This window comes from Trichothermofontia sp. (assembly GCF_053493415.1).
Map to the genome: position 1 here is coordinate 1 of NZ_JBRCAD010000063.1, position 7,911 is coordinate 7,911.

Genomic DNA, 7,911 nt, shown 5'->3' on the forward strand with positions numbered 1-7,911 from the left:
CTCCCTAGACCATGCCCATCTGCGCCAGCCGACCGGTTCAGAAGTCAGTCTGTGAGGAGAGGTGACCATCAACCCGTGCCATTTCAGTAACCGTTTACTAGGGCACCTCGAAAAAGACCTAACTGTGCCCACGTAATCATAGGGGATTGGGGCGGGCGGCGGAGCCGCTATCAGGGGATTCCAGAAGCAAACGCTGAAAGTGGCAGCATCAATGGCATGATAGTTTTCATTAAGAAACACTGATTCATCGCAACGATCGCCCACGGTATCCCTTCAGTTTGGCTTGGTCCCAGGCTAAGGGGTTCAGTTTGAGAGCGTCTAGTTCCGAAGGCTAACGGTAATGATGACAGTGCAATTCGAGTCAATTTAGCGTTTATCTGTGCTGCAATTTTGAGGAAATCATGCTGAGGAGATTCATTTGGCTGGCTGTGGTCACAGTATGTCTGGCCCTACAACTGTTTGTGGGCACGGCTGCTGCGGCTGAACTCGACGAAGCAACCCGAACGGTCCCCCTTAACGATAAAGGGGAAACGATCACGCTGAGTCTCAAGCAAGTAAAGGAAGGCAAATTACTTTTCAATAATGCCTGTGGTCAATGTCATCTGACTGGTGGCACTAAAACGGACCCCAACATCAACCTCGATGAGAAATCCCTATCGCTGGCCACGCCAGCCCGTAATAACATTGAGGGTTTGGTCGATTTCTTAAAAAATCCGACCACCTTTGATGGCGAAACGGAAATTTGGGAAATTCACCCCAGTATTCGCAGCCGCGATATCTTCCCGGAAATGCGGAATCTGAGTGAGGACGATTTGGTTGCGATCGCGGGCCACATTCTGATCCAACCCAAGATTGTCGGTGACGCCTGGGGTGGTGGCAAAGCCTATCGCTAAGGCTTGCGGACTTGATTCAGGCTTGAACCCGTGGGGTAGGCATCCTGCCTGCCTTTTAAGCACTATTTTAACGACTTGCCTTTTAAGCATTGTTTTAACGACCTGCCTTTTGAGCATTGTTTTAAGGGCACTTCGATTAATCTGGGATGGGGGCAGTGCAACTGCCCCAACCAGGGAGATAACGTTGCTTGAAAGCGCCGGAGTGGTATTTCCCGAGGTGCCCTTACCTGAGCTACCGTTTTGCTTTTGCTTAAAATTGTGGGTTTGATGGAACTCAACACAGTGTTGATGATCCTAGGGTGAGAGCATCCCGGTTCTCACCGAATTTTTTATCTCAGCTTGAATTTGCACGAAAAGGAAAGGGAATATCCATGCAACGTCAGTGCGTTTCGACGGGCATCATACGGCGACTTTGCCTCATGATTTTGTTGGTCTGTATCGGTTGGACGATCGCCAGCCCGTCAGCCCTTGCTGTTGATGATATCTACATCAGAAAATATTTGAAAGTTACAGATACCATCGACCTCCCCTACAATCAGGCCGGTGAGACCAAATCCTTTACTGCGGCTGATCTCTCCCAGGGCAAGGCCCTATTTAAGGAGCACTGCATTCTCTGCCATCCCGGCGGGACAACCCGACCCAATCCGCCCATCTCCCTATCCCTAGAGGCCCTGCGCGGCGCGACGCCCCCCCGTGATAACATCAGCAACCTTGTGGCCTTCTCGCGGGAACCCATGAGCTATGATGGCACCGACATTGAGTTTATTTGTCGGCAGGTATCTGAGCGGTGGCTCTCGCCAACGCAAATGGAACAATTAGCTGCTTTTATTTTACGAGCAGCCCAGGTTGCGCCCCTCTGGGGGGAGGAGGCCCGTTCCCTCGATCGCTAACTCCCTAGCGGCACTGTTGTTGTTCGGTCAGTTTGGCCTGGAGACTGGCGGGGGCACCGAGGGCGGCGTTTTCGTAGAGGCGATCGAATTCGCGTTGGTAATGGGCGGCGACGATCGGGCTATGAACCACGAGCAGGGTTTCATCATTTTGTTGGTTGGCGGCGGCACTCCAGTTATGGGAGCCGGTAATGACCGTTTGGCGATCGAGGACGGCAAATTTGTGATGCAGGAGATCCCCAGGGGCCAGTTGGGGCACACCAACGGTTGTCAGGGGCGGGGACCAGGGCCGGTTGCCTGACTCATATTGACAATCCTCGGCTAAGGCAATCCCTAACATATCTAAGCCTTCACTGTAGGATCGGAAGGCAAAGCCGGAATCGATCAGGGCACGGATCGTGGCTCCCTGTCCCCGTTGACGATCGAGGGTATTGGCGAGGGCTTGCTCGGAAAAAACAAACAGGGCGAGGTCAATTTGCTGACGGGCAGTGCTGAGGGTTTCGGCAATAAAGCCATTAGTACTGGCTGGCCACGGGGTTTTGCGGCCCGTGGGGGAGAATTTGACACGCAAGCGGGCATTGCCAAGGGTGAGTGTTTGCACGGGGCGGGGGGGCTTTTTGACCCCAAATTGGCTATCGGGTTTGCCGCCGGGACCATCCCCCCACATCAGGTTAAATTCTTGGGTGAAGACAGCGGCGAGTTGGGGGCTGCTAATGAACAGCAAATTATTGGCATTGCCCCGACTCTCTGGCGGCTGAAAATCACCGTGGACATCACTCATCGTGAAGTTAGCGGAGGTGACGATCACCTTCTGATTATCGACAAGGATGAACTTATGGTGCATCAGGCCACTCCCCTTAGAGCCGTCTGCCGTGTCGTCAATGACCGGTACTTGGCCTTGGCGCAGCATGATCAGGGTATCCCGCTCGGCAATCTCGGCGGGACTCAGTTGGCCATCCCGGTTTTGATCGACCAGGGTAAAAAACTCCCGATACCGGTTGCGTTCCCGCTCATCGAGGCCAGCCACTTCCGCGACACTCAGTTCACTCCACGGGCGGCTGTAGGTATTTTCCAGGATGACCCGCACCCGCACCCCTGCCTGTTGGCGATCGACGAGGGCAGCGGCAATCCGGGGTAAGCGTAACTCCTGAACCGCCACATCAACGCTGGTGCGGGCGGCGGCGATCGCTTCGACCATGATTTGTTCGAGGTCATCGCCTAACCGCTGTTGTTGGCGATAGGGATCGACATAGGTGGCACTGGCCGCGTGGTTGAAATAGGCTTGGATCTGGGGATCTTGGGGCAAGGGCGCGATCGTTTCTACCCGCGATTCGACCGGCTGACAGGCGGTGGGCAAGAGGAGGCAGCCTCCGCAAACTGGGCCTTGCAGCCACAGGGGCGATCGCCGCAACCAGGGAATACCCCTGAGAATTTCCTGGATTCCCAAGGGCGATCGTCGCCCAATTTTTCTACTAGCCAGTCGAGGGGCTAGTTGATCGGTCAGTCGATGGGCAAGGGGCATGATCATCACCCTGATTGATGCGGTCGGTTAGGCTGAGTATTCCCGTCATGGGGACGAAATCTGCCACGGGTGTAACCGGAAGCAGCTTTATGAATCAGCTTTAGGACGGCGTTTTTGGCGCAGCGATCGCAACAGTGAGATCACCAGCATGATCACCGTTAGGGGAATCACAAACAGGAGAAGAATGTGGTTGAAAAGCGGCAGCGTAGCGTGGTTGGCGGAATCGAGAATCAGATAGGCCGTATAGGCGACATAATAGCCCAGGAAAAGTAGGCCCTCCCACCGGGAAACGGTTTTACCCGTAATAAAAATCGGCAAGCAGCCAACCGCAACGGCAATCATCACGGGAATATCAAAATTGATGGCGGCGGGGGACACCCTCATGCCATTGGGGGCCAGGGCTGCTGCCAGCCCCAACACAGCCAGGATGTTGAAAATATTACTCCCGACCACATTACCTACGGCAATATCCTGCTCACCGCGCATACTGGCGACGACCGAACTGGCTAACTCCGGTAAGGAAGTCCCCACCGCCACGATCGTGAGGCCAATGACCAACTCATCCACCCCGATCGCCTGGGCGATGAGCACTGCCCCCTTGACCAGCCAATGGGACCCCCAAACCAGTAGCCCCAAACTGACCGCCACTAATCCCAGGTTCATCAGGCTAGCCCGCCGCGATCGTGCCCGTTGACTCGCAGACGCTTCTAGTAAGTTATCGGGCAATTCCACCTGATCATCCCGGCCATTGAGTATGAGGAAGAGGGTGTAGGCGATCGCGCCCAAAAATAAAATTACCCCGTCTGAACGCCCGATGTTGCCGTCGAGACCAAACAGGAAGACTAGCAACGAGACCCCAATCATAATCGGCACATCCAGCCGAATCAATTGGTTAGGGACCATCATGGGAGCAATCAGGGCTGACACGCCCAAAATCAGTAAAACATTACAGATATTGCTGCCCACCACATTCCCCAGGGCAATATCCGCCTGCCCCGCTAGACCCGACTGAATGCTAACGGCGGCTTCCGGGGAACTGGTGCCATAGGCGACGATCGTTAAACCAATGATCAGGGGTGGCATTCCCCAAGCGATCGCAATGCGCGAGGCCCCCCGGACCAAGAGTTCGGCTCCCACCACCAGCAAGACAAGACCCAACACGATATAGACCGCAGCAGTGAGAGGAGGCATGGCACCGGGATTCCGAACATCATGCCTTGATTGTACCGGAGGGGGGGATCTACCTTGGATAGGCCATAAGCAAGAGGGACGAGCGGGCATTCAGCCAGTAGTTGCCATCCCCAAGCGGCAGTGCCTCACCGGGTGGGGCAAAATCATGGGGCGGGGCCAGGGAGGTGTCCACAATCCGATACCAGCAGTGACCGTCCGGCGGCGTGGGTAGAGCAAAGCTTTTCCCATCCTTGTCTGCATTAAACACGAGATGTAAATGTTCCTGAGCTTCGGGATGGTGCAGGCTAAAGGCAAGCGATCGGGCTTCTGGTTTCCAATCCGGTTTGAATAGCTCAGTACCATGCCAGATAATATGAGGCTGGAGATTAGGATGGGTAACCGCCAGCAAGGTTTCCTGCTGGAAAATCTTGAGGGATTGGCTAAAGTGAATTAGCCCTTGGGTAAAACGAAGCAGTTCAGCCTCCTCCGTCACCCCGCGCCAGTCAAACCAACTGAGTTCATTGTCCTGACAGTAGGCATTATTATTCCCTTTCTGGCTATGGCCGACTTCATCCCCCATCAAAAGCATGGGTGTACCTTGGGAAGTTAATAGAATGGTGAGGAAATTCTTGCTTTGCTGTAACCGCAGTTTGTTGATGTTGCCATCTCCCGTTGGCCCTTCCACGCCACAATTCCAACTGTAGTTGTCGTTTGCGCCATCCCGGTTATTTTCCCGATTGGCTTCGTTGTGTTTTTGGTTATAGGACACCAAATCGCGCAGGGTAAAGCCATCGTGGCAGGTAATGAAATTAATGCTGCGGTTGGGTTCGCGATCGGGATCTTTATAGATATCCGGGCTGCCCAACACCCGTGCCGCCAATTTACCGACCATATCGGCATCGCCGCGCACAAATTTCCGCACATCATCGCGATAAGGCCCATTCCACTCGGCAAAGCGATCGCCAATAAAGGACCCCACCTGATAAAGGCCACCCGCATCCCACGCTTCGGCAATGATCTTGGTGCCCGCCAGGACAGGATCGGACTCGATCGACCAGAGAATTGGGGGATCTTCCAGGGGGGTCCCATCCGCTGCACGGGAGAGGGCCGAGGCTAGATCAAACCGGAAGCCATCGATATGCATTTCGGCGACCCAGTAGCGTAGACAATCCAGAATAAGGTGACCGGGGACCGAGTGATTGGCTTTGAAGGTATTGCCGCACCCACTGTAGTTGAGGTAGTGGGCGGGGTTCTTAGGATCAAGCATGTAATAGCTGGAGTTGGCGAGGCCCCGGAAGGAAAGCGTGGGACCATTTTCATTGCCCTCCGCCGTGTGGTTAAACACCACATCTAGAATCACTTCAATTCCGGCCTTGTGCAGGGCCTTGACCATATCGCGAAACTCATTCAACGGCCCCAGGGGATCAAGATGGGAACTATAGCCCCGGTGGGGGGCAAAAAAGGCCATCGTGCTATAGCCCCAGTAGTTTTCCAGCCCCGGTTGGGCATCCTGGTGATCAAACTGGTGGATCGGCAACAGTTCAACAGCCGTAATCCCCAACTGCTTCAAGTAGGGAATTTTGGCCTGCAAGCCGGCATAGGTGCCCCGCAGCGAGGGGGCGAGGCCACAACTGGGGTGGCGTGTGAACCCCCCCACGTGTGTCTCGTAGATGATGGTGGACGAATAGGGAATATGGGGTGGCGCGTCCCCTTCCCAGTTATAGGCACTGGAATCCACGACAACACTGCGCAGGGCTTGGGCAATGTTGTTATTGCCGGGATGAATGGCGGCTTCGCGGCTGTAGTTACGCCAGCCAACCACCGCGCGAGCGTAGGGGTCGAGCAATACCTTTTCGCCATCAAAGCGAAGGCCCTTTTCCGGTGCATAGGGGCCTTCAACCCGATAGGCGTAGACTTGACCGGGTTTGAGACCGCGGACAAAGACATGCCAATAGTGGAAGGTTCGGTGGATTTTAGGGTCTAGGTGAATGACACGATCGGCACGGGGTGCATCCGGATCATCAAACAACAGCAACGAGACACCGGTCGCCCCCCTGGCAAAGACACTGAAATTGACCCCCAAGGGGGTTACGGTTGCACCCAGGGGAAAACTACGACCGGGCAAAACAGACTTGTCCATAGAAACCCCCTGAGAAACCAAAGACTGGAACAGTTAACTATTTAAATTCTTTAGCGTATTAAATTTCAGTTAAATTCCAGAACTTTAAGTAATCCTTAAAAATAGGGTTGTGCACTCCTTAGGAAAATCTTAGGTAATTCTTAAAAAAGAGTGATTGAACCTTCCACTAAGGGACATAAACTTAGCGCGTTAAAAATCGACGTGATTGATTCACGCCTGTGTCTATTTTAAGCTAGCGGATTGAATGTTAACGATCGCGAATTGTAAAGCCTTGTTTCCGAGGGCGGGGGGTGGCTATTTCTACTTGAAAGTGGACGGTATCTGCGTTGACTAGGGTTGTGGTATCGGGGGATACCTGTCGTACAGTAAGTGTCCAATTCCCCGGTTGCAGGGGCCAGAAGTACGATCGCCCGGTTTGGGTGGTTAATTTTTGCCCATTGAGCCACCACTCCACAGCGGTATCGGGCGGGGCCGTGAGGGTGAATTCCAGGCTTTGACTGTGGCGATCGGTTTCGTCTTCGGTGGGATGCAGGACAAAGCGATCGCCGGTCTGGGGGAAGGCAATTTTCACCGTACTGATGGCGGGACTGGTTGGGCTGGCAGGGCTGGCAGGCGGGACGCCTACCCCACTGGCTCCCACGCTGACTGTCCGTAACCAATCCGGCGTTTCCCGTTGCGCCAGCCATTCGTGATATTCCGGCGGCAATACCCATTGGTTGCGTCCCGGTTGACCGGGCATGGGGCGCAGGAACGGATCAGGCTGGCGCTCATAGGCCGCTAAATCTGAGGGAAAGAGGTACTCCATCACGACGATCGGGCAGGCGGGCATCGGTCGTGCCCCGGAAATCGCACAAATGGGTCGCGGCACCAGCCCTTGGGGAGGATCAAAGCCAACGGGTTCTTGGCCCTCATGTAAATGCAACATGATCCGTTGCCATAACGGTGCGGCCCCCGTCACCCCCGACACTGTGCGCATCGCCGAGCCGTCAAAATTGCCCACCCAGGTCGCTACCGTGTAATCCCGGCTAAACCCCACCGTCCAAGTATCGCGAAAATCCGAAGAAGTCCCCGTCTTCACTGCTGTTGCGAAGGGCAAATCCAACACCGACCCCACCCCGAACGCCCCTGCCCGGGCATAGCGATCGCCCAACATATCCCGCACCAACTCCCACGCCGCCCGCCCCCTTCGTGCCCCTTCGTGTCTTAGTGCCTTGGTGGTGATCGGCTCAAATCCCGATGGCTCACCCATCCATCCCCGCAACGCGATCGGCTCCCCCCCCCGCGCCAGCGTCCCATAGG

At 55.0% G+C, this 7,911-nt stretch carries 5 protein-coding genes and 1 pseudogene; 2 read left to right on the top strand and 4 right to left on the bottom strand.

Annotated elements, in window-relative coordinates; translation table 11 throughout:
• Window positions 1-401 precede the first annotated feature (401 nt).
• Window positions 402-893 (top strand): photosystem II cytochrome c-550, encoded by a 492-nt coding sequence (psbV, locus tag ACWIUF_RS05575; RefSeq protein ID WP_448571301.1) that lies wholly within the window; start codon window positions 402-404, stop codon window positions 891-893.
• Window positions 894-1,264: 371 nt separating this feature from the next.
• On the top strand, window positions 1,265-1,783 hold the full coding sequence (gene psbV2 / locus ACWIUF_RS05580; RefSeq protein ID WP_448571302.1) for a photosystem II cytochrome PsbV2: 519 nt from the start codon (window positions 1,265-1,267) through the stop codon (window positions 1,781-1,783).
• A gap of 4 nt (window positions 1,784-1,787) precedes the next feature.
• Here psbV2 and ACWIUF_RS05585 read toward each other — a convergent pair whose 3' ends face one another.
• The 4 genes and pseudogenes from ACWIUF_RS05585 to ACWIUF_RS05600 form a co-directional block, all read right to left on the bottom strand.
• A complete protein-coding gene (locus ACWIUF_RS05585; protein WP_448571303.1) occupies window positions 1,788-3,302 on the bottom strand; it encodes a phospholipase D-like domain-containing protein in 1,515 nt (504 codons plus the stop codon).
• 87 nt (window positions 3,303-3,389) lie between these two features.
• The gene (locus ACWIUF_RS05590; RefSeq protein WP_448571304.1) at window positions 3,390-4,493 is read right to left on the bottom strand and encodes a calcium/sodium antiporter; all 1,104 of its coding nucleotides are present in this window, start codon (window positions 4,491-4,493) and stop codon (window positions 3,390-3,392) included.
• A gap of 49 nt (window positions 4,494-4,542) precedes the next feature.
• A complete protein-coding gene (gene glgX / locus ACWIUF_RS05595; protein ID WP_448571305.1) occupies window positions 4,543-6,612 on the bottom strand; it encodes a glycogen debranching protein GlgX in 2,070 nt (689 codons plus the stop codon).
• A 247-nt stretch (window positions 6,613-6,859) separates the two neighbouring features.
• Window positions 6,860-7,911: pseudogene (locus tag ACWIUF_RS05600) on the bottom strand (penicillin-binding protein 1C); the annotation flags it as partial.

Coding starts and splice junctions, on each gene's coding strand:
- psbV (WP_448571301.1), top strand. CDS start 402: ATGCTGAGGAGATTCATTTGGCTGGCTGTGGTCACAGTATGTCTGGCC.
- psbV2 (WP_448571302.1), top strand. CDS start 1,265: ATGCAACGTCAGTGCGTTTCGACGGGCATCATACGGCGACTTTGCCTC.
- ACWIUF_RS05585 (WP_448571303.1), bottom strand. CDS start 3,302: ATGCCCCTTGCCCATCGACTGACCGATCAACTAGCCCCTCGACTGGCT.
- ACWIUF_RS05590 (WP_448571304.1), bottom strand. CDS start 4,493: ATGCCTCCTCTCACTGCTGCGGTCTATATCGTGTTGGGTCTTGTCTTG.
- glgX (WP_448571305.1), bottom strand. CDS start 6,612: ATGGACAAGTCTGTTTTGCCCGGTCGTAGTTTTCCCCTGGGTGCAACC.